We start from the raw sequence: 21812 nt of genomic DNA on the forward strand, positions 1-21812 counted from the left end.
GATCTCACTTCAACCCGCAAAACACCGCCAGCCGCTGGGCCAGCGCCAGCGTGGCGGCGGGGGCGCCGTCGCGGTAGTAGAGCGCCAGTTCGAAGCTGTCTATCGGCGGCAATCCTTCGGCTTCGCCCAGCACCCGATGCGCGGGCAGACGGCAGCCGGCCGGCAGCAGGGTGACGCCCAGCCCGGCAGCGGAGGCGGCGGTTAACGCCGCCAGGCTGGCGCTGCTGTAGCCGATGCGCCAGCGTTTGCCGAGGTTGTCCAGCGCCTGGCACAGCTCGTCGCGGTACAGGCCGCTGAGCGGAAACACCGCCAGTGGCACCGGCGATTGCTCGATGGCCGGGAAGGCCAGGCTGTCCAGCCACAGCAGCGGTTCCGGCCGCGCGGCGCGCGGCGGTTGCCGGCGGCGCTGCTTCACCAGGATCAGATCCAGCTCTTCACGCGCGTAGGCGCTGTGCAGATCGGCGCTCAGGCCGCTGGCGACGTCCAGCCGCAGGTGCGGGTGCTCGCGGCTGAATTCCGCCAGCAGCTCGGTGGTGGGCACGGCGAAATCTTCCGGCATACCGATCCGCAGCACGCCGTCGCGCCAGATGCCGGTCAGCGCGTCGTGGGCTTCTTCATTCAGCGCGATGATGCGGCGCGCGTAGCTCAACAACTTGACGCCTTCTTCGGTCAGCAGCACCTGATGCGAGGAGCGTTCAAACAGCGGCTTGCCCAGCATCTCTTCCAGCCGGCGCACCTGCTGGCTGACGGTGGACTGCGACAAGAACACCCGCTCTGCGGCGCGGGTGAAGCTGTTGCTGTCGCACACGGCGACGAAGCTGAGCAGCAGCTGCGGATTGAACATCGGGTAGCGATTCATTTTCCCACTGTTGGCTATTTTATTATTTAATTTCCCAATACTAGCGACGTTACCTACAGTAACGCAACGCTGCGGCGATCGCACTGTGACGCCGCACTCTTCATTTCGCAGTACCAGGAATATACCTTGTTAAATCATTCTGTTAATTCACCTTCTCCACGTCGCTGGCTCAATCCTTTGTTGCTGGCGCTGGTGTTGATCGGCCTGAACATGCGGCCGCTGTTGACTTCGATCGGCCCGTTACTGCCGACGTTGCGCCAGGCCACCGGGCTGAGTTTTGGCGGCGCGGCGCTGCTGACCACGCTGCCGGTGCTGATGATGGGGCTGATGGCGCTGGCGGGCGGCGCCATCAACCGACTGTTCAGCGAACGCAGCGCCGTGGCGTTGAGCCTGCTGGCGATCGGGCTGGGCGCGCTTTGGCGCGAACTGGCCCCCGGCAGCGTGCAACTGCTGATGAGCGCGGTGCTGGGCGGGCTCGGCATCGGGGTGATCCAGGCGGTGATGCCCGGCATCATCAAGCATCACTTCCTTAAAAGCATGGCGCTGGTGGCCGGGCTGTGGTCGGCGGCGCTGATGGGCGGCGGCGGGCTGGGTGCGGCGATCACCCCATGGCTGATGAGCGCGGGGCATGACTGGCACAGCGCGCTGGCCTGGTGGGCGTTGCCGGCTCTGGTGGCGCTGCTGGCCTGGTGGCCGGTCAGCCGCGGGCTGTCTCGCCTGGGCGCGGCGGGAGAACACCGCGGCCCAAGCCTGCTGCGCAACCGGCGCGCCTGGCTGCTCGGCGCCTATTTCGGCCTGATCAACGGCGGCTATACCAGCCTGATCGCCTGGCTGCCGCCGTATTACATGCAGCTCGGCTGGCAGCCGCAGGCCAGCGGTTCGCTGCTGGCGCTGATGACCTTCGGCCAGGTGATGGGCGCGCTGCTGCTGCCGGCGCTGGCGCGCAATCATGACCGGCGGCCGCTGCTGCTGCTGGCCTTGATGATGCAACTGATCGGCTTTATCGGCCTGATTTACCTGCCGCAAACGCTGCCGTGGCTGTGGGTGTTGGTTTCCGGGCTGGGGCTGGGCGGCGCGTTCCCGCTGTGCCTGGTGCTGGCGCTCGATCACCTGCACCAGCCGGCGGCGGCAGGGCGGCTGGTGGCCTTTATGCAGGGCGTCGGCTTCCTGCTGGCGGGCGTCACGCCCTACCTCTCCGGCCTGCTGCGCGACTACAGCGGCGGCTTCGTGCTGGACTGGCAAATCCATGCGCTGCTGGTGGTGGTGCTGATCGCCATTACCTGGCGCTTCCACCCGCACAGCTACCGGCGGGCGTTCGCCGAATAATATTTCTGTCATTGCCGCTCCCTATAGTGACGTTGCTTTTACTTCTGGGCGATAACAACGAAAAGGGACAATGACATGCACAACACCAAAACCCGGCTGGCGCTGCTGGTCGGCTGCATGGCGCTGAGCGCCAACCTGTGGGCCGAGGCGCAGCCGGTGCAGGCGACGCTGGCCGGGCATGCGCTGCTGCCGGTAAAATCCGCCGTTTCCACGCCGAAAGATGCACCGAGCGATCTGCAACAGAGCGGCAAATACACCAGCGGCAAACGCGTCACCGAGCTGGGCAGCGTGGCGGGCAAATCGGCCGACCGCCTGACCGGGATCGGCCTGCCGATCAACGGCCAGCCGCTGCAGGGCCACTCCGGCATCAAACACATGCCCGACGGCACCTACTGGGTGCTGACCGACAACGGTTTCGGCAGCAAGGCCAACTCCCCGGACGCCATGCTGTACCTCAACCACTACAAGATCGATTTCAAAGACGGCACGGTTGCGCCGCTGAAGACAGTGTTCCTGCACGATCCGGATAAAAAGGTACCGTTCCACATCATCAACGAGAGCACCGAGCAGCGCTATCTGACCGGCAGCGATTTCGATCCGGAAAGCTTCCAGTTTGCCGACGATGCCTTATGGATCGGAGAAGAATTTGGGCCTTACCTGATCAAGGCCGACCTGAACGGCAAAGTGCTGGCGGTGTTCGACACCCAGGTGGATGGCAAAGTAGTGAAATCGCCGGACAACCCGACGCTGACCCTGCCGGGCGCGCCGGACGGCAAGCAAAACTTCCAGGTGGCGCGTTCCAAGGGCTTTGAAGGCATGGCCGCCTCGCCGGACGGCAGCAAGCTGTACCCGCTGCTGGAAGGGGCGTTGTGGGACGGCGAGCAGTTCGAGAACGTCGGCGGCAAACGCTACCTGCGGGTGCTGGAGTTTGACGTCAAACGGCAGGCCTGGACCGGCCGCAGCTGGCAGTACGTGCTGGAAGACAACCAGAACGCCATCGGCGACTTCAACATGATCGACGCCACCCACGGGCTGGTGATCGAGCGCGACAACGGCGAAGGCACGCCGGACAAAGCCTGCGCCGCCGGCGCGCCGACCGACAACTGCTTCAGCCAGGTGGCCAAGTTCAAGAGAGTGTATAAAATCGCCTTCTCGGACGCTAACGTCGGCAAACCGGTCGAAAAACTGGGCTATATCGACCTGATGAACATTCAGGATCCGAACAAGCTGGCGCGCAAGCCGCTGAACGACGGCGTGCTGACCTTCCCGTTCTTCACCATCGAGAACGTGGACGTGGTGGACGCCAACCACATCATCGTCGGCAACGACAACAACTTCCCGTTCTCCTCCAGCCGCCAGCCCAATATGGCGGATGACAACGAATTCATCCTGCTGGACGTGAAGGATTTTCTGAAGTAGCTCCCCCCCGGCCGCCGAATCGCCGGCGGCCGCCATTTCCTGCTTAGCGCAGCGAACGAACTGCGCTATAATCAGCGCCTTGCTTCCCTCTTCTCCAAGGAAGATCCTCGTCCCCGGTGGGGCGGCCGGACTTCAAATCCGGTTGGGGCCGCCAGCGGTCCTGGGCAGGTTCGACTCCTGTGATCTTCCGCCACCTTACTGTTTCCACACTTTCTTGAATTCAACGAAATAATATCCGAGCGAATCAGCTTCCAGGAATTTTTTGGGGAAACAACCGTTATTCGGATAATGAGCTTCGATGGGTTTCTCTGACATACAAGGACATTATTGCACGGTAAGTTAGATTAAAGCGGAGGCGGCATGACAGAGAAACATTTAGCCCAATCCCCGGCAGGTGAATTTGTCATGTTTGCCAGCGGTGATGGAAAGGTGCGCGTTGAATGCCGCTTTGAAAGCGATACTCTGTGGCTATCCCAGACAATGATCTGCGAACTGTACGGCAAAGCTAAAGCGACTATCAGCGAACACATAAAGCATATCTTTGCAGAAGGTGAACGGGTCGAAAATTCAGTTGTTCGGTTTTACCGAACAACTGCCAGCGACGGGAAAAACTATAAAGTTCAATATCTTAGCCTGCCGTTAATACTCGCTGTTGGCTACCGCGCCACAGTGTTCCAACCGTAGGGATACCGAGTGTTTTCACTTTGTTTGGCTATTGATTTCGTGATAAACGATTGCACCGTTTGGGATTTCAGCAGACTGAATCCCCACGCACCGTCGATCAACGAAAGATTGAATTGTGCCCCCACCGCTACAGACGCTTGTGCTTCCGGAAACAGACTCAGGTTAACGTTGCTCCCGGGATCCCTGTCCCCACCATTGTTGCCACCACCAGTATGCCCGCCAGTGTCCTTATTCTTACCTCCCCATGGGTTATTCTCCGAGCTCCAGCCAGAGTGATCGGATGCATCCACACCTCCACCCAACTCCGTCGGCCCACTATTCACCCCACCGCCAGGACCGCGGCTGTCTTTACCATCACCACCACTAATAACTCATCTCCTGTTGAAATCGCATACAAACACTGTATGCACATCCTGTTTTTAGCGAGAGTTAAAGGAGTTTACATGCCATTAACCCAGCTGGTTGTTGTGCTGTATATCAAACAAAACAGAGAGGAGGTTTGGGGTGAATGGGGTTTGAGGGCCAATGGAACGAAAACGTACGTTAAGTAGATAATTAATTGTTTAAGCTGAAATTTAATGCTCTCTACTCTCCCTTCAGAATATCCTCCGGGAGTATGACTGGTTGCAGAAGCTGGAGTGGGAACGGACGCGCAGCCGGGATTAACCCACATTTGTCAGTGTGACAGCTGTCGCAGGCGGCTGCTTTTTTGTGTCACGCTTAGCACATATGAGAATGATTATCATTTGATTGACGGGTTTGAGAGGAGGGTTTAGCATCAAACACTATATATAAACACAGTGTTTGTGTGCAAAATGACAGATATCAAAAAGGAGATTTTATGGAGCATAAATGGGAAGTTAAATACGATCCGTATAATTATAATAACGGGGTGGCACCTGAACCTGGATTATATTGGCAAAACGGATCTTGGAGTTGGGAAAATGGAGAGGAGACCCTGACAGTCACTGCAATTCCGATCCCTGGGTTGGATGAAAAAGTCAAAGAATGTCTGGCCAATAATATTTGTTTTATCTGCGGAAAGAAAAATTGCCCATATATAAAAAACGACAAGCATTATCGTGAATTGCTGGATGCCTGTCGTCGAGGCGATGGTGCGAACGCAAAAAGAATATACATGCAGCGGTTTGCGCCACTTCTCCATGTATTCAGCGGGCAACGTAACGAAGGGTTGCAACGGGAACTGGACGCGCAGGCAAGAGCGAAAGCCGAAGCAGAAGCCCGAAAGGCCGAGGAAGCCCGCAAGGCCGAGGAAGCCCGAAAGGCCGAGGAAGCCCGCAAGGCCGAGGAAGCCCGAAAGGCCGAGGAAGCCCGCAAGGCTGAGGAAGCCCGCAAGGCCGAGGAAGCCCGCAAGGCCGAGGAAGCCCGCAAGGCCGAGGAAGCCCGCAAGGCTGAGGAAGCCCGCAAGGCCGAGGAAGCCCGCAAGGCCGAGGAAGCCCGTAAGGCCGAGGAAGCCCGTAAGGCTTTGTTCGACAAAGCCGGGGTGAAACCCGCTCCCGTGTATACACCGGCGATGGTAGCAGAAGCGAATAAGGCGCTCAAAGCGCCGGGCGCTATGGTGCTGAATCAGACGCCGGGGACGGCGCAGATAGCGTTGGCTGGAGCTGGAGTGTGGACAGCTGCCGGTAATGTGGCAGGCAGTATTACCAACTGGTTCAGTAATGCGCTGTCCAAACTGTCCGTTCCGGCGGTCAGTCCGGGGCTTCTTAAGGCATCGATGGCGACTCTTTGGTTCCATTCAAAACCTGCTGGTCAGGGTAGTGATCAAGTTCCAGGGCGCGACGTTCCTGCGCTGTTTGCGTTTCCGGCGCGGGCTCTGGCGGATGCGAAGGCGATAGAGGCCGGGATGAAAACCGTGAATATGCCGGCGCGTGGGAGTCTGGTGAAGAGCAATGGGCAACTGGCGCTGCAGCTGCTGAAAACCGGTAACGGCGGTATTCCGGCGGCGGTGCAGGTGCTGACGGGGGTGCGTGATCCGAAAACAGGTCTGGACCGTATTACCGTTCCGGCAATTGCCGGTGCAGGCGTCCCTGCGCGGACCATCCTGATTAACCCGGCTCAGCCGCCCTCAGAGCCGTCAAATACCGGCACACCACCGCCTCCGGTCCCAGTGACCCCCGTCCATACTGGCACGGAAGTGAAACCGATGGACACCATCACGGTGACCACGACGCCGGTCGCAGACCACAACGGACTACAGGATTTTATCTACTGGCGTCCGGACGCGGCCGGAACAGGTGTAGAGCCGGTGTATGTGGTGCTGAGTGATCCGCTTGATTCTGGACGATTTACACGTAAACAATTGGATAGAAAATACCTCAAACATGCTAGTGATTTTGGGGTTAGTGACACGAAGAAAAATCGTGAAACGTTGACTAAGTTCAGGGATGCTATTGAGGCGCATTTGGCGGATAAAGGAACTGTGGAGAAAGGGACTTACCTTCATGAAAAAGGATCAAAAGTATTCTTTAATCCAAAAACAAATAACGTCGTTATTTTGAAGGAAAATGGTGACTTTATATCTGGGTGGCATTTAACTGTGGGAACACCGCAATATGAGGTTTACATTAAAACGGGGAGTTTGAAATGAGTATTAAATTAATTGATTTGACGAAAGATTTAGTGTCATCCAAGGTTTCACCTGAAGATTTTGAATCTCGCTTTTTTAAGTTATGGCGAGATGAGGGTAATTCAGGGGTACTGGCAAAGGATAGCAAGGAGATTAGTGGGTGTTTATACGAAATTTTTGATCTGGCTGAGCGGTACACATCAGATCCTGATCGTTCATCAATTGAAATTGATGAAAAAACGCTGAAAAAAGAAGCTGAAGTAACATTGAGAAAATTTAAATTCATCTGAGAATTCTTTGAATATGTTCTTTGCGCCATCCGAACGGGTGGCGTTTTTTATGCATGCAATTCGATGGGGGGAGACGGGGCCTGACGCTCAGTGGAACGAAAACTCACGTTAAGATATTTTCTGCCTTTGACGCCGCTTTTAACGGCCTCAGATGTCCTTGGGGTTTGAGGGGCAACCGTACGAAAACGTGCGGCAAGCTAAAAATGAACGTCTGAAAAATCGATTAGCAGACAACGCTGTCCGTTAAATGCCAATTTTCGATTAAAAAGACACCATTTTAAGGGCATTTTTCTATGCCTATTATTTTTATATATCAGATAGTTACTTCGCTAACGTACAATCGCGTTCCATTGGCCCTCAAACCCCTGAATAAACTCGCCGACATGACAACAGATAGCATTAAATGTGCATATTAAAAAATTGTTACATTGCCATTGTTGGTTTCTCTTCATAAGCCTCAAGCGCCTTTGAAACCGAAGAAGTTGTCGTCATAAGGTGAGGAATACCGACAAGATAGAGGGCTGAAACCTAACAGGGGATTTATCACGCCTTCAATTAGCTAAAATCGAACGGTCAAAATATGAGCTTAACGTACAATAATTTTCGATATCCAAACTGACCCTTAAACCCCACAAGTAAAATCATTTGGGGGCATAATAGGGGGCATGGTTCAAAATCTAACTTGATAAAACTGAGTAAATTCAAATGAATTGGCTATCAAATGCGACTCCTGTGATGTCCGGTAGGGGTAATTTGCTTCCTTCCTTTTGTGAGAGCACGGCTTGTGTGGGTAGAGAAAATTTAGCGTACGATCAGCGAAACGGAACCCCATTGCCATAGACTGAGTTGTGCGGTTTGGTGGTGAAGTTAAAAGTAAATTCACGATCCTTCACTGGCTGACCGCGTTCAAAGCGCCAGCTTTTCATGGCAGTCAGCACCGGCTCGTCAAAGATCCCGGCGGGTTTCGCCTGCATAATACGCACATGGCTGACCGTGCCGTCGTGCTCGATATCATATTTCACCTTGACGATGCCATTGGTGTTTTTCAACAGGGCCTGTTCAGGGTAAACGGGAGCCGTTTTAATGAGAGCTTTGGGGGACGGTGCGGCACCGAGCGCCAGCGCAGGCGTCAAACACAGTAGCAGGAGGGCGACAAACGTATGTTTTCTCATGTCATAATCCATTGGTTAAAAAGATAGCAAATACAATGTAAGACCGTGAGCTCCTCCTAATAGAGCGGAACTCAAGATACTGATTTTTTAACTAATTGAATAATTAATGCTTTCATCGAATATACCGAGTATGCGCAGGGCTTCGGCAAAATGCCATATTACCGGCTTATCTGGCAGGCGTATTTGGGTTCTGCCGCGAGCGTCTTCTCTCCCCAACACCTAACCCCCTCACTCCCTCTGCAAAAAGAACTGCTTGATGGTCTGCCGCAGCCAGCGATGCGCCGGATCGCGATCCAGGCGCGGGTGCCAGGCCTGCACGATAAACACCGATTCCAGCTCGAGCGGCAGCTCGATCTCCGCCAACGGCAGGTGGATGTTGCTCACCCCCTGCAGTACGTGGCGCGGCAGCGGCAGGATAAAGTCCGATTTCATGGTCAGCATCATCGCCGAGTGGAAGCCCGGCAGGGTCAGGGCGACGTTGCGCTGCAGGCCGAGATCGCGCAGCGCGTCGTCGATCGGCCCCTGCGTGCGCCCACGGCGGGAGACGCTGATATGCGGGTAATGAGTCAGGGTTTCGGGCGTTACCCGGCCGATGATTGGGTGCCCAGGGCGCACCAGCGCCTGAAAGGTGCTGGTGAACAGGCTCTGCGTCTTGATTTCCGGGTGCCAGTCGCGCGAGGAACCGATCACCAGATCCACCTTGCCGCTGCGCAGCGCGTCATCCTCGCCGTCGCTTTCAGCGATAAACTTCAGGCCGCTTAACGGCGCCATGTCCCGCAGCGTCTCCAGCAAGCCGCCCGCCAGCGCGCCGATAAAAATGTCGTTGGCGCGAATGGTGAAGGTTCGGGTCAGCTTGCCGGGTTCGAACGCATCATTCGGTGCGATCAGCGCGGCGGCCTGCTCGATGATCTCGCCGAGCTGGCGTTTCAACTCCAGCGCGCGCGGCGTCGGCACCAGATGTTTGCCGGCCCTGACCATGATCGGATCGTCGAACTGCCGGCGGATGCGCCCCAGAATGCGGCTCATCGCCGGCGCGCTCAGATTCATCTTCTCGGCGGCGCCGCTCACGCTCCCTTCTTCCAGCAGCAGATTCAGCGCATAGATCAGGTTGAAATCAATTTTTTGCGGCATGGCCTCTCCGGTGGTGGTGCGTTCAATGGATTGCGTTTTGTGCAATTAGTTAATTACATCATTTCATTTTAAACAATCGAAATAAGTCCGGATACTGCCCACGACAACAAAGATTGAGGCTGAAACAGCAGGAGTGGGGAATGGTTGAGGTGTCTGTTACGCCGCACCACAAAAATCGATGGCTCGCCAGCGCCGGCGAAATCAACGGCCGCACCTGGCTGGGGTTGTTCGGCGTGTTTTTGGCGGTGATGGCCAGCGGCGTGGGGGAAAACGCCAGCAAGTTCGCGCTGGCGGATATACAGGGCGGCATGCTGCTGAGTTTCGATGCCGGCAGTTGGCTGACCACCTGTTACGTTACCGGCTTTGTGATCGGTTCCGGGTTCACGCCCTGTTTTTGGCCGACCTTTTCGTTGCGCCGGGTGGCGTTGACGATGTGCGGCATTTACCTGGCCGGCGGGCTGCTGACGCCCTGGTTGGGAGAACAGTATGGCGTGTTGCTGGCGGTGCGCAGCCTGCAGGGCTTCGCCGGCGGCGCGTTGCCGCCGATGCTGATGACGGTGGTGCTGCGTTTTATGCCGCCGCTGATCAAGGTGTTGGGGCTGGGCGCCTACGGCTGGGTCTCGGCATGGAGCGCTACGCTGGGCGCCACCGCCGCCGCTTTCGCCTTTCACTGGAGTTGGAGTGGGTACTTCTACTGGAACCTGCCGCTGATGGCGATTGCCGCTGTGTGTATCGGCTACGGTCTGCCGCAGGATCCTCTGCGGCTGGAGCGCCTGCGGCAGTTCAACTGGCGCGGCCTGCTGCTCGGCGGCATGGCGCTCGGCATGCTGACGGTGGGCATTTCACAGGGGGAGCGGCTCGACTGGCTGAACTCGCCGCTGATCTACGTTTTATTATTGGGCGGCGGCGGATTATTGGCGTTATTTCTGATTAACGAATGGTATCACCCGCTGCCTTTTTTTAATTTGCAGCTATTAAGCAAAAGGAATTTGTCTTTCTCCTTAATTACGCTGGGTGGCGTGCTGTTAATTATGGTGTCGCTGGTCAATATTACGTCGGGATATTTATCCGCGATTCAGGGCTATCGTCAGGAACAAACTTCCGACTTAATGCTGTGGGTGGCGTTGCCGCAATTAATTACGCTGCCGATTGTCGCCATTATTTGCAATACGCCGCGGGTGGATTGCCGCTGGGTACTGGCGATCAGCCTGCTGTTGATGGCCACCGCCTGCGTGCTGGCCGCCCAGCTGACGCCGGAATGGAACGGCGAGACGTTTCGCGTTATCGCGCTGTTGCAGGCGGTCGCGCAACCGATGGCGATCATCCCCCTGCTGATGCAGGCGACCGGTGGGCTGTTGCCGACCGACGGGCCGTTTGCGGCGGCCTGGTTTAACGCGGTGAAGGGCTTCGCCGCCACCGCGGCCGGCGGCGCCATCGCGCTGCTCAGCCGACAGCGCGGAGACTATCACGCCGGCACGATCGCCGACGGTTTTGGCTCGGCCTACAGCAGCGCATCGGGGTCGGCGGAGCAGCTGGCGCAGCTTGCCGCCCGGCAGGGCCACGTGCTGGCCAGCGCCGATCTTTATCTGTTGGTTGCCGGCCTGGCGTTATTACTGACCGCGCTGATTTTAGTTATGCCGACCCGTATTTATCCGCCGCGTTCGGTCGCCGCCTGACATTTTATCATCAGAAATAAATATTAAGTGGAGTCACTTTTATGGCTAACAAAAAAGTCGCCGTCGCCGTATTGGCGGTTACCGTCATTACGCTGGGGTTATTAATGAATAAGTTTTTTATTAAAGAGACACAGCAGAATACCAACGACGCCTATATTCGCGCCGATATCTCGCGTATTTCTCCGCAGATTGCCGGTGAAATTGCGCAGGTGTTGGTCAGGGACAACCAGTGGGTTAAACAGGGGGAGTTGCTGGCGGTGATCGATCCGCGTGAATTCAACGTTGCCCTTGCGCAGGCGACGGCGCAGGAGCAATCCGCCCGCGCCCGGCAGGACGACGCCAGGGCCAACCTCACCCGGCAGAGCGCGCTGATCGCCGCCGCGCTGGCGGAGCGGCAGGCGGCGCAGGCGGAGCTGGCGTTTGCGCGTCAGGAGCAGAACCGCTACCAGAGAATGGCCAGCAGCGGCGCGGGGTCGCAGCAGGCGGCGCAGCAGGCGACAACGCGGGTGCACACGCTTTCCGCCAATGTGGCGCAGGCGGAGGCGACGCTCAAAGCGGCGCGAAACATGGAGCAGGTGCTGCAGGCCAAGCTGGCGGACAGCGATGCCGAGCTGATGCTGGCGCAGGCCAAGAAAGCGATGGCCGAACTGAACCTGTCTTACACCCGCATCACCGCGCCGATCGGCGGCGTGATCGGCAAGAAAAGTCTGCGGGTCGGGGAGTTCGTCAAACCGGGCGATGCGCTGCTGGCCATCGTGCCGCAGGACAAGCTGTACATCATCGCCAACTACCAGGAAACCCAGTTGGAAAACATTGCGCACGGGCAGTCGGTAGACATCCATATCGATACCTTTCCCGGCCAAACGCTGAAAGGGCAGGTGGACAGCATCGCGCCGGCTTCCGGCGTCAGCTTCGCGGCCGTGGCGCCGGAGAACGCCACCGGCAACTTCACCAAGATCGTGCAGCGCATCCCGGTGAAAATTGTATTTGATATCAACAAAGAGCATGCCGCCTTGTTGAGCGCCCTGCGCGTCGGCATGTCTGCGGACGTCAGCATCAATACGCTGGACGGAGGCCTGCAATGAACAGAGCCGTGATCCCGCTGCTGTTGATGGCGCTGAGCGGCTGCCGGGCGGTAGGGCCGGACTACGCTCGGCCGCAGAGCGCGCTGCCCGAGAGCTGGGGTGAGCAGGCCGGCGGCGGGGCATTGCCGGTGGCCTGGTGGTCGATATTCAACGATGCGCCGCTGTCGCAGCTGGTGCAGCGCGTGGCGGCCGGCAACCTGGATCTGCAGCTCGCCACGGCGCGCCTGCAACAGAGCCGCGCCCTGCTGGGGGTGACGGAGGCGGCGCTGATGCCGGATCTGAGCCTGGATGGCGCCTATCAGCGCCAGCGCGCTACCTCGGTGGGCAGCATGGATCCGTCCGGCAACGGCGGAGAGGCGGATTACAACCTCTGGCGCGGCGGCTTCAGCGCCGCCTGGGAGCTGGACATGTGGGGCAAGCTGCGCCGCGCCTCGGAAAGCGCGCGCGCCGGCTTCGCCGCTTCGCAGGAGAATCGGCGCGCGCTGCTGACGTCGGTGACGGCGGAGGTGGCGAGCGACTATCTGCGCCTGCGCGCCACGCAGCAGCAGCTGGCGGTGGCGCAGGAAAACCGCGCCACGGCGCTGCGCACGCTGCAGTTGACGCAAAGCCGCTATCAAAGCGGCGCGGGCAACGAACTGGATATCGATCAGGCGCAGGTGCAGTTGGCGCAGGTGGATGCCCTGCTGCCGACGTTGGCCGACCGGCAAGAACGGCTGATTAACGCCATCGGCCTGTTGTTGGGCGAGCGGCCGGGCGCGCTGAACGCGATGCTGTCGCCGCCGGGGCCGCTGCCGACGCTGGCGCGCGCGGTGCCGATGGGGGTGCCGTCGGATCTGGCGCTGCGCAGGCCGGATATTCGCGAAGCGGCGGAGCGTTTGCATCAGGCGACCGCCGAGATCGGTGTCGCCACCGCCGACTACTACCCGCGCATCACGCTGACCGGCAACGCGGGCTACCAGGCATTGGCCTTGTCGGATATGGGCAGCTGGTCCACGCATACCTTCGCCATCGGCCCCGTTTTGTATCTGCCGTTGTTCGACGGAGGGAAAATCACCCAGCGGGTACGCCTGAGCGAATATCGCCAGCAGGAAATGGCCATCGCCTACCAGCAAACGGTGCTGCGCGCCTGGCACGAGATCGACGACGCGCTTTCCGGCTATCGCGCCCAACAGCGCCGCCAGACGCACCTGGCCGAGGCGCTGGCCGCCAACCGGCACGCGTTTGCGCTGGCGCGCGACAGCTATCTGAACGGCGCCAGCGATTTTATCCACGTTCTGAGCACGCAGCGCGCGCTGCTGGATCTGCAGTCCGCGCAAATTGTTTCAGAGGAGGAGACGGCGATCGCCGTGGTGAATATCTATCGAGCGCTGGGCGGCGGCTGGGAACTCACCTACCCGTCTGCGGCGCCACAGGAGAAGGCTGATGCACAACACGCTGAATAAGATTGTCGACGAGATGCTGGAAAGGGACACCCGCCGCAAACGAGAGGCCCGGGTGAGCGCCGTGCGGCAAGTCACCGCTCGGATCAGGCGCATCACGTTGAGCGGCGACGATGTGGATAAGTTTATCGCCGATCCGCGCGCGCAGGAGCCGGCCAGCTGGGTCAAGGTGTTCTTCCCGTGGCGCGACACGCTGGCCGGGCGGGCCTACACCCTGAGCGGCATCGACAAACTCGCCCGCACCTTCGATATCGACATGGTGCTGCACGGCGAAGGCCCGGCGTCGAACTGGGCGCGCGACGCGATGCCGGGCGACAAGCTGGGGTTCGCCGGCCCTTGCTCCGGCGGCTTTCGGCTGTTGCCGCAAACTCGCTGGCTGCTGTTGCTGGGTGATGAGACCGCGCTGCCCGCCATGCGCACCATTATCGCCTCGCTCTCCGCCCCGTTGCCGGTGCTGTGGTTCGCCGAGGTGGGCGATGCGCAGGAGATCCAGGACGTCGATTGCTCCTTTTTGCAGGTGAACAGCTGGCAAATCCGCACCCGACATTTCGACAGCGTGATGAACAGCCCGCTGGTGCAGGCCGTCAGCCATTGCGAGCTGCCGGCCGGCGAAGGGCAGGTGTGGCTGGCCTGCGAGCATCAGGTCGCCGCCTATCTGAAGGCGCGTTTTATCAACGAAATGGGCATTTCCCGCGCCGCCTTGTTTGCCAAAGGTTATTGGAAAAAGGGCGAAGCCAATTTCAAGGGCGCGATTTAACTCGGGCGAGTGAGGATGGTTATGATTGAGAGAGTGTTATTGGCGGTGGACTGCTTTGAACACAGCGGCAACGCCCTGGAATTTATGGCGCGCCTGCAAGGCAGCATCGGCGGCGTGATTGTGCTGACGGTGGTGGACAATGCCTTCACGCTCAGCCGCAGCGGCCTGCGTTTCGACAGCGATGAGCGCGAGGAGTATCCCGCCGCCCAACGGGAAGAAGCGCTGGCGGAAAAGCAGGTCGGGCAGGTGACGCGGGCGCTGAAACAGCAGGGCTTCAATGCCCAGGGCTTGCTGGCCGCGGGGTCGCCCATCGAGGTGATCCCGGAACAGATGGCGCTGTTCAACTGCGATCTGTTGATCATCTCGCACCGCCACCTGTCTTCGTTGGGGCGCTGGCTGAACGCTTCCATCACGCGTGGCCTGCTGGATGAGATCGGTCAACCGGTATTGGTGATCCCGCGCTAAGCTATGGGTAAGGGCAGCCGCATGCGGCTGCGCGCGTTCGGCGACGAAGGCCGCACATACCGGAGGTCAACATGCGAAGTCTGGAAGATCACCTTGCCGCTTATGCCGCCTATCACCGCGATGCGCGCAATATCGCCACGCATTTTATCGGTATCCCGCTGATCGTCATCAGCCTGCTGGCGCTGCTCTCCCGGCCGGCGTGGGGCGCGGGAGGGCTGCCGTTTTCGCCGGCCTGCGCGGCGGTTATCGTCTCGGCGCTCTATTACCTGCGGCTGAACCTGCGCCTTGGCATCATGATGCTGGCGTTGCTGCTGCTGTGCCTCGTGTTCGGCGCCTGGGTGGCGTCGCTGTCGACGGCGGCGTGGTTGAGCGTCGGCATCGGCGGCTTCGTCATCGGCTGGCTGTTTCAGTTTGCCGGGCACTTTTGGGAGGGGCGAAAACCGGCGTTTATGGACGACGTGACGGGCCTTATCATCGGCCCGCTGTTCGTGCTGGCGGAAGCCTGCTTCCTGGCCGGCGGGCTGCGCGAACTGCAGCGGAACATCGAACTGCGCGCGGGCAAAGTGCGCAGCGGGAGGGGATGAGGTGGCGTTGATGAAGCGTTGGCGCCGGAGCATCGCGCTGGCGGTCAATGCTGATTTACGGCCCGCGTTGGCGCGTTATCGGGAGCAACTGCTGCAGGCAAGGACGGTATCGGATGAGAGGCGCTTAAAGCGCGAAGCGGCCAGAAAGCTGATCCGCGCCACCAATATGTTGCGCGCCGAGGGGAGCCCGTTCTGGCCGATAACGCTAACCGACTATGCCGATCAGCTGTTGGCGCTTTATGCAGAGCAGCGCGATGAAATGGACTATTGGTTAGCGCACGCGGCAGGGGAGGCGAATGACGCGGATTTTAGCGACAGAATGATGCAATTTCTTGACTGGATCGAAGCACAGAAAAAAATAACGCCGGCTTGAGCCGGCGTTGTCGGCGATCGTTACCCGATCGCCGGGTAATCGGTGTAGCCTTCCCGGCTGCCGCCGAAGAATTTCTCTTTAATGGGCGCATTCAGCGCCAGCCCGTGTTGCAGGCGGTGAGGCAGATCCGGGTTGGCGATGAACGGGCGGCCGAAGCCGATCAGATCCGCCCAGCCTTTGGCCAGCGCTTCTTCAGCGCGTTCACGCGTGTATTTGCCCGAGTAAATCAGCGTGCCGCGGAAAATCAGGCGCAGTGATTCTTTGAACGCCGCCGGCATCACCGGGGCGTCATCCCAGTCCGCTTCGGCGATGTGAATGTAAGCGGCGCCGATATCGTTCAGCACGCTGGCCGCCGCCAGATAGGTGGCTTCCGGGGTATCGTCCTGCGAGCCCATCAGGGTGGTCAGCGGCGCCAGGCGCACGCCCAGTTTCTCTTTGCCGATGGCGTCCGCTACCGCCTGCGCCACTTCCCGCAGGAAACGCAGGCGATTTTGCAGTGAACCGCCGTATTCGTCGTCGCGCTGATTCTCCCGCGAGTCGATAAACTGATTGATCAGATAGCCATTCGCGCCGTGCAGCTCTACGCCGTCGAAACCGGCGGCGATGGCGTTGCGGGCCGCCTGAGCGTAGTCATTGACGATCGCCGGAATTTCTTCCCGCGTTAAGGCGCGCGGTGCGGAGTGTTGCACCATTTCACCCACGCCATGTTCCGGTCCGCGGCCTTCGACATCCACAAATACCTTGACCCCATCGGCCTGGATGGCGGAGGAGGAGACCGGCGCGGCGTGGCCAGGCTGTAGAATGGTATGCGACACGCGGCCGACGTGCCAAAGCTGCGCGAAGATCTTGCCGCCGGCCTGATGTACGGCGTCGGTGACTTTTTTCCAACCGGCGATGTGTTCCGGGGTGTAAATGCCGGGCGTCCAGGCATAACCCTGGCCTTGCTGGCTAATCTGCGTGCCTTCGCTGACGATCAGCCCGGCGCTGGCGCGCTGGGCATAATATTCAGCCATCATGTCGGTGGCGACGTCGCCGGCGCCGGCTCGAGAGCGGGTCATGGGCGGCATGACGATGCGATTGTTCAGCGATAAACCGCTTAAAGAATACGAGTCAAAAAGCATGGCGCTTCCCTCTGTGTGAATGGGGCCGTAGGGCATTGATGTTTTACTGAGGCCATTATATTTCGTCGTTTAATTCTAAAAACGCGCACAATAACAAAACACTTTTGCTCTGTGTTCAATAGTTGCGGTGGCCGCCGGCTTGCCGCCGGTGGCGGGAATGAACCCGATGTGCGCTCGGGCGACGGCGGCTATTGCCTGTCGGCGCGTGGTTGAGATAGAGTCGGCTGCTGTTTTTCCCCACGATTTTTAACAAAATCGCAAAAGTCTTTTAGCCTCCCGCCTGCTTATCTTTGGTGTGATCAATGTCATACTTTTGGCATCTTAACTTTCCCGCGCTTCGGCAGCGGTTAACCGGAGTTGTTGAATGAAAATTAACTTTCCCTTATTAGCCCTGGCGGTGGGGGCGTTCGGCATCGGCACGACCGAGTTTTCCCCGATGGGGTTGCTGCCGACCATCGCCAAAGGGGTGGACGTCTCCATCCCGATGGCCGGCATGTTGATCAGCGCCTACGCCGTCGGCGTGATGGTCGGCGCACCGCTGATGACGTTGCTGCTTTCTCACCGGGCACGCAGAAGCGCGCTGATCTTCCTGATGGCTATCTTTACTCTGGGTAACGTGCTGTCGGCGGTTGCGCCTGACTACACCACCCTGATGCTGTCGCGCATCATCACCAGCCTGAACCACGGCGCGTTCTTTGGCCTCGGATCGGTGGTGGCCGCCAGCGTGGTGCCGAAGGAGAAACAGGCCAGCGCAGTGGCGACCATGTTTATGGGCCTGACCATCGCCAATATCGGCGGGGTGCCCGCCGCGACCTGGCTGGGTGAAACCATCGGCTGGCGCATGTCGTTCCTGGCGACGGCCGGGCTGGGCGTGATCGCCATGCTGGGGCTGTGGTTCTCGTTGCCGCAAGGCAGCGCCGGCGCGCGTCCTGATGTGAAACGCGAGTTGTCGGTATTGGTGCGCCCTCAGGTGCTGTCCGCCTTGCTGACGACCGTGCTGGGCGCGGGCGCGATGTTCACGCTCTATACCTATATCTCGCCGGTGTTGCAGCACATCACCGATGCGACACCGCTGTTCGTGACGTCCATGCTGGTGTTGATCGGCGTCGGTTTCTCCATCGGCAACTATCTCGGCGGCAAGTTCGCCGACCGCTCCGAAAGCGCGACGCTGAAAGGCTTCCTGTTGCTGCTGGTGGTCATTATGCTGGTGATCCCGTTCCTGGCGCGCAGTGAAATCGGCGCTGCAGTCAGCATGGTGATTTGGGGCGCAGCGACCTTTGCCGTGGTGCCGCCGCTGCAGATGCGCGTGATGCGTGTCGCCAGTGAAGCGCCGGGGCTGTCGTCTTCGGTCAATATCGGTGCCTTTAACCTGGGCAATGCGCTGGGCGCCGCCGCCGGTGGCGCGGTAGTCTCCGCCGGGCTGGGATACAGCTTCGTGCCGGTGATGGGGGCGATTATTGCCGGATTGGCGCTGCTGCTGGTGCTGTTCACCCACCGTCAGGCCGAAAAAGTGGCCTACGCCAACGGTTAAAACGACAGCGTGCGGCGGGGTTCCCCGCCGCGCTCACTCAAAGCCGAGCAGGCTGAACGCATCGTCCTGCGGGGCGTAGCCGAGCAGGCGACGGGTCTCTTCCAGCGATAAACGCGTGTAGCGGTTATTGGAAACCCCGTGCACCACCGCATATTGCACCCCGTCGACACGAATGCAGCGCTCCAGCAGATCGGCGGCGTCGCGATGGCTGAGAAACGCGCTCATGTCGCGGGCGCTGAGCCGATCGCCCGGGCTGAGGGTGGTGAAGTTGGCGATGCGCACCGACAGGGCGGAAAGCCCTTCCTGATGGGCGAAGTAGGCGGCGATGCCTTCGCCGAACGCCTTGCTGGCGCCGTACAGGTTTTTCGGTTTCGGCGCGTCATCCGGGCGGATTTGGTAATCGAGCGGATAGCCTTCCACCGCCTGCGCGCTGCTGGCGAACACTACCCGGCGGCAGCCGGCGTCTTTCGCCGCGCGGAAGATATTGAAAGTGCCGAGAATATTATTGTCCATCAACGAACCGCAAAAGTCGGCATCGGGGGAGGGATCGGCCGCCAGGTGCAACACGGTGTCGATATTGGCGCAGGCCGCGCGGCAGGCGTCGAGATCGGCGATGTTGAAGCTGATGACTTCGTCGCCGGGCTGCAGATCGCGCAGCAGGCTGACATCCCTTTCCGCCAGCCGCAGCGCGTAGCGATCGCCCATCGCCTGGCGAAACGCCGTGGCTACCCGGCCGCCGGCGCCGGTGATCAGAATCCGTCCCAACTCAGTCCGCAACGTCATGGTCGCTGTCATCCTTACAATCGATTACGCGTTGACCAGTAATAATCGCCCGCGTGACTTTTGTCCAGTCGTTTTAATTAGTCATTCTGATGTTTCTTTCACCATTATCAATTGCGCATGGTGATTTTTGCACAGGTGAATATCGTGGAATGTTAACGATGCGCAATCAAGTTTGGCGATCTATTTGCCTTATGGATTGCCGATTTCGACCAAAAAAGCGGGGATTGACAGTGGATGGACGAGCGCTTTGCTTTCGCCTGACTGTGAATTATTAGGTTAGTTAATCTTATGTTTTTGCCTGAAGCGGGCGATATTCCGCCCCCTCTCTATTCCGCCTGCGCGATATATCACTGCTGTGCTGAAGCCGATAGAGGGCGACAGGCCTTATTTGGTACCTCAGTTCGGTTTTGCCCGCCCGATCACAGTTCGGCAATTTGCCGACGCAAAGGCTTGCCCCGGCAAAATCCGCGGTGTTAACGTCATAACTCAACCGATTTAGGGTTGTTACTGCTACGGCAGGCAAAACCTAAACCTCGCGTTTCTGTTCCCCGATGGGGCAGAGGCCGCGAGGTTTAGGTTTTTTTTTGCGCCGAATTTTGCCTCAGCGCCAGGCCAGCGTGGGGCGGGGAGCGGCAGAACGCGAAGTCTAAGGATAACTGTATGAAATATGACACATTAGCCAGTGAGATTTTGGCCGGCGTCGGTGGCCGCGACAATGTGAAAAGCCTGGTGCATTGCGCTACCCGCCTGCGTTTCAAGCTGCACGACGACAATCGCGCCAACGCGGCAGCGCTGAAGAAAAACCCCGGCGTCATCATGGTGGTGGAGAGCGGCGGCCAGTTCCAGGTGGTGGTGGGCAACCATGTGGCGGAAGTGTTCGACGCGGTTAACCGCGTTGGCGGATTGGCCGAAGGCGCGCCGAGCGACGACGCGGGCGGCAAAAAAGACAACTTGCTCAGCCGCTTTATCGATCTGGTGTCCGGCATTTTTACCCCGCTGCTTGGGGTGATGGCCGCTTCGGGGATCCTGAAAGGCTTCCTGGCGCTGAGCCTGGCCTGTGGCTGGCTGCTGGAGAGCGGCGGCACCTTCAAAATGCTGTTCGCCGCCAGCGACGCGCTGTTCTACTTCTTCCCGATCATGCTCGGCTACACCGCCGGGAAAAAATTCGGCGGCAACCCCTTCGTCACCATGGCGATCGGCGGCGCGTTGACGCATCCGCTGATGATGGCGGCCTTCGAAGCGGCGCAGCAGCCGGGCGCGGTGCGCGAGTATTTCTTCGGCATTCCGCTGACCTTCATCAACTACAGCTCGTCGGTGATCCCGATCATCTTTGCGGCCTGGGTGTCCTGCCGCCTGGAGCCGCTGTTTAACCGGGTGATCCACAGCGCGCTGCGCAATTTCATCACGCCGCTGCTGTGCCTGGCGATCACCGTGCCGTTGACCTTCCTGCTGATCGGCCCGGCGGCAACCTGGCTCAGCCACCTGCTGGCCAACGGCTATCAGAGCATTTACGCCTTTAACCCGATCATCGCCGGCGCCTTTATGGGGGCGATGTGGCAGGTGTGCGTGATCTTCGGCCTGCATTGGGGATTGGTGCCGTTGATGATCAACAACCTGAGCGTGCTGGGGCGCGACACCATGGTGCCGCTGCTGTTGCCGGCGGTGATGGGGCAGGTCGGCGCCACGCTGGGCGTGATGCTGCGCACTCGCGACGCCAAACTGCGGGCGCTGTCCGCTTCAGCCATCGGCGCCGGCATTTTCGGCATCACCGAGCCGGCGGTGTATGGCGTCACGCTGCCGAACAAACGCCCATTCATCTTCGGCTGCATCGGCGGCGCGCTGGGCGGCGCGGTGATCGGCTACTTCCATACTTCGGTTTACTCGTTCGGCCTGGTGAGCGTGTTCACCTTCGCGCAGATCATCCCCGGCGGCGGCATCGACGCCACGGTATGGGGCGCGATCGGCGGCACCCTGCTGTCGTTCGTGTTCGCCGCGCTGGCCAGCTATCTGTTCGGCGTCGCGCCGGCGGAAGAGGCCGCCGCACAGCCTGAAGCCGCCGCGCCGCTCAACCGCAAACAGGCGATTCTCAGCCCGATCGCCGGCGACATCGTGCCGCTGGATCAGGTGAACGACGCGACTTTCGCCAGTGGCCTGCTGGGGAAAGGCGTGGCGATCGCGCCGCAGCAGGGGCGCGTGGTGGCGCCGGTGAGCGGCAGCGTGGCGTCGCTGTTCAAAACGAAACACGCCATCGGCATCGAATCGGACGACGGCGCGGAGATTCTTATTCACGTCGGCATCGATACCGTGAAGCTGGACGGGGCGCATTTCACCGCCTACGTGCGGGAAGGCGAGCGGGTCGCCCCGGGCGATCTGCTGATCGAGTTCGACCAGGCGGCGATCCATGCCGCCGGCTATGACACCACCACGCCGATCATCATCAGCAACAGCGATGATTACGTGGACGTGTTGACCAGCGGCCTGTCTCCGGTGCAGGAACAGGCGCCGCTGCTGACTTTATTACGCTAAT

General features: G+C 59.5%; 18 protein-coding genes, 1 tRNA gene and 1 pseudogene. 15 read left to right on the forward strand and 5 right to left on the reverse strand.

What is annotated here, in order from left to right:
- Positions 1 to 4: 4 nt before the first annotated feature.
- Positions 5 to 859 carry a LysR family transcriptional regulator gene (locus ACOWVD_RS19615; protein ID WP_049240351.1) on the reverse strand — a complete coding sequence of 285 codons (855 nt, stop codon included), beginning with the start codon at positions 857 to 859 and terminating at the stop codon, positions 5 to 7.
- 126 nt (positions 860 to 985) lie between these two features.
- On the opposite strand from ACOWVD_RS19615, the gene ACOWVD_RS19620 reads away from it, so the two are divergent.
- From ACOWVD_RS19620 to ACOWVD_RS19645, 6 genes and pseudogenes are all read left to right on the forward strand, one after another.
- Positions 986 to 2185 (forward strand): cyanate transporter, encoded by a 1200-nt coding sequence (locus ACOWVD_RS19620; RefSeq protein WP_031299770.1) that lies wholly within the window; start codon positions 986 to 988, stop codon positions 2183 to 2185.
- 75 nt (positions 2186 to 2260) lie between these two features.
- On the forward strand, positions 2261 to 3604 hold the full coding sequence (locus tag ACOWVD_RS19625) for an esterase-like activity of phytase family protein (RefSeq protein ID WP_021504137.1): 1344 nt from the start codon (positions 2261 to 2263) through the stop codon (positions 3602 to 3604).
- Between the two features lie 98 nt (positions 3605 to 3702).
- A tRNA-Sec gene (locus ACOWVD_RS19630) sits at positions 3703 to 3797 on the forward strand.
- A 167-nt stretch (positions 3798 to 3964) separates the two neighbouring features.
- Positions 3965 to 4267, forward strand: a pseudogene (locus tag ACOWVD_RS19635) (hydroxyacid dehydrogenase); the annotation flags it as partial.
- Between the two features lie 862 nt (positions 4268 to 5129).
- Positions 5130 to 6899, forward strand: a complete 1770-nt coding sequence (locus tag ACOWVD_RS19640) for an S-type pyocin domain-containing protein (RefSeq protein WP_421105746.1) — start codon at positions 5130 to 5132, stop codon at positions 6897 to 6899.
- Entirely contained in the window at positions 6896 to 7168 is a 273-nt protein-coding gene (locus ACOWVD_RS19645) for a colicin immunity domain-containing protein (RefSeq protein ID WP_072270057.1), read from the forward strand. The genes ACOWVD_RS19640 and ACOWVD_RS19645 overlap by 4 nt, the downstream gene beginning before the upstream one ends.
- A gap of 812 nt (positions 7169 to 7980) precedes the next feature.
- Here the strand turns inward: ACOWVD_RS19645 and ACOWVD_RS19650 are convergent.
- Entirely contained in the window at positions 7981 to 8340 is a 360-nt protein-coding gene (locus tag ACOWVD_RS19650) for a TonB family protein (protein ID WP_164096029.1), read from the reverse strand.
- A 228-nt stretch (positions 8341 to 8568) separates the two neighbouring features.
- Positions 8569 to 9471, reverse strand: coding sequence for a LysR family transcriptional regulator (locus ACOWVD_RS19655; protein ID WP_031299766.1), 903 nt, complete (start codon positions 9469 to 9471; stop codon positions 8569 to 8571).
- Positions 9472 to 9611: 140 nt separating this feature from the next.
- On the opposite strand from ACOWVD_RS19655, the gene ACOWVD_RS19660 reads away from it, so the two are divergent.
- From ACOWVD_RS19660 to ACOWVD_RS19690, 7 genes are all read left to right on the forward strand, one after another.
- The gene (locus ACOWVD_RS19660) at positions 9612 to 11147 is read left to right on the forward strand and encodes an MFS transporter (RefSeq protein WP_164096028.1); all 1536 of its coding nucleotides are present in this window, start codon (positions 9612 to 9614) and stop codon (positions 11145 to 11147) included.
- Between the two features lie 41 nt (positions 11148 to 11188).
- Complete coding sequence (locus ACOWVD_RS19665; protein ID WP_004934076.1) at positions 11189 to 12232, forward strand: HlyD family secretion protein; 1044 nt, start codon at positions 11189 to 11191, stop codon at positions 12230 to 12232.
- On the forward strand, positions 12229 to 13674 hold the full coding sequence (locus ACOWVD_RS19670; RefSeq protein WP_004934078.1) for an efflux transporter outer membrane subunit: 1446 nt from the start codon (positions 12229 to 12231) through the stop codon (positions 13672 to 13674). The genes ACOWVD_RS19665 and ACOWVD_RS19670 overlap by 4 nt, the downstream gene beginning before the upstream one ends.
- Positions 13655 to 14428 (forward strand): siderophore-interacting protein, encoded by a 774-nt coding sequence (locus tag ACOWVD_RS19675; RefSeq protein WP_015376223.1) that lies wholly within the window; start codon positions 13655 to 13657, stop codon positions 14426 to 14428. The genes ACOWVD_RS19670 and ACOWVD_RS19675 overlap by 20 nt, the downstream gene beginning before the upstream one ends.
- A 21-nt stretch (positions 14429 to 14449) precedes the next feature.
- Complete coding sequence (locus ACOWVD_RS19680) at positions 14450 to 14893, forward strand: universal stress protein (protein WP_049242580.1); 444 nt, start codon at positions 14450 to 14452, stop codon at positions 14891 to 14893.
- A gap of 71 nt (positions 14894 to 14964) precedes the next feature.
- A complete protein-coding gene (locus ACOWVD_RS19685; RefSeq protein ID WP_164096026.1) occupies positions 14965 to 15477 on the forward strand; it encodes a DUF962 domain-containing protein in 513 nt (170 codons plus the stop codon).
- 10 nt (positions 15478 to 15487) lie between these two features.
- On the forward strand, positions 15488 to 15850 hold the full coding sequence (locus ACOWVD_RS19690; RefSeq protein WP_226988573.1) for a hypothetical protein: 363 nt from the start codon (positions 15488 to 15490) through the stop codon (positions 15848 to 15850).
- 20 nt (positions 15851 to 15870) lie between these two features.
- Here ACOWVD_RS19690 and ACOWVD_RS19695 read toward each other — a convergent pair whose 3' ends face one another.
- Positions 15871 to 16971 (reverse strand): alkene reductase, encoded by a 1101-nt coding sequence (locus tag ACOWVD_RS19695; RefSeq protein ID WP_197763958.1) that lies wholly within the window; start codon positions 16969 to 16971, stop codon positions 15871 to 15873.
- Positions 16972 to 17335: 364 nt separating this feature from the next.
- Between ACOWVD_RS19695 and ACOWVD_RS19700 the strand changes: the two genes are divergently transcribed.
- Entirely contained in the window at positions 17336 to 18502 is a 1167-nt protein-coding gene (locus ACOWVD_RS19700; RefSeq protein ID WP_004934092.1) for an MFS transporter, read from the forward strand.
- A 33-nt stretch (positions 18503 to 18535) separates the two neighbouring features.
- On the opposite strand, the gene ACOWVD_RS19705 is transcribed toward ACOWVD_RS19700, so the two are convergent.
- Complete coding sequence (locus tag ACOWVD_RS19705; RefSeq protein ID WP_004934095.1) at positions 18536 to 19285, reverse strand: NAD-dependent epimerase/dehydratase family protein; 750 nt, start codon at positions 19283 to 19285, stop codon at positions 18536 to 18538.
- A 660-nt stretch (positions 19286 to 19945) separates the two neighbouring features.
- Between ACOWVD_RS19705 and bglF the strand changes: the two genes are divergently transcribed.
- Positions 19946 to 21811 carry a PTS beta-glucoside transporter subunit IIABC gene (bglF, locus tag ACOWVD_RS19710; RefSeq protein WP_197843132.1) on the forward strand — a complete coding sequence of 622 codons (1866 nt, stop codon included), beginning with the start codon at positions 19946 to 19948 and terminating at the stop codon, positions 21809 to 21811.
- Position 21812 lies beyond the last annotated feature (1 nt).

The sequence above is a fragment of the Serratia sp. SA088 genome (assembly GCF_049065515.1).
GTDB classification, from domain to species: domain Bacteria; phylum Pseudomonadota; class Gammaproteobacteria; order Enterobacterales; family Enterobacteriaceae; genus Serratia; species Serratia nematodiphila.